This is a genomic window from Pseudomonas sp. SIMBA_067, from assembly GCF_046534675.1.
GTDB lineage: Bacteria > Pseudomonadota > Gammaproteobacteria > Pseudomonadales > Pseudomonadaceae > Aquipseudomonas > Aquipseudomonas putida.
The window spans coordinates 1-271 of the sequence record NZ_JAWRYH010000436.1 but is presented as its reverse complement, the minus strand read 5'-3'; the positions used below and the strand labels follow the sequence as shown (position 1 = coordinate 271).

1 pseudogene is annotated in these 271 nt (G+C 63.1%); it reads left to right on the top strand.

Annotation, left to right across the window (positions count from 1 at the left end):
* A pseudogene (locus tag SB765_RS29785) lies at positions 1-271 on the top strand (histidine kinase); the annotation flags it as partial.

Genomic DNA, 271 nt, shown 5'->3' with positions numbered 1-271 from the left:
GCCACCCTCGACAAAGCCATGAAAGCCTGCGACGGCAACGTGTTCGACGGCCTGGCCCAGCAAGGCCAAGTGCTGATGGACCTGACGCTGTCCGGCGGCGTGGCGATCATCGAAGACAGGCAACTGCACCGTTTCGGCAATTGCCCGGAACCGGCGCAGGTCCGAGCGCTGCATAAATGGCTGCAAGACAGCGGCGAAGCGGTTTTCTCCAGCCATAACCTGGTGTCGGTCTACCCACCCGCCGCAGCGTTTCAACAGGTCGCCAGTGGGG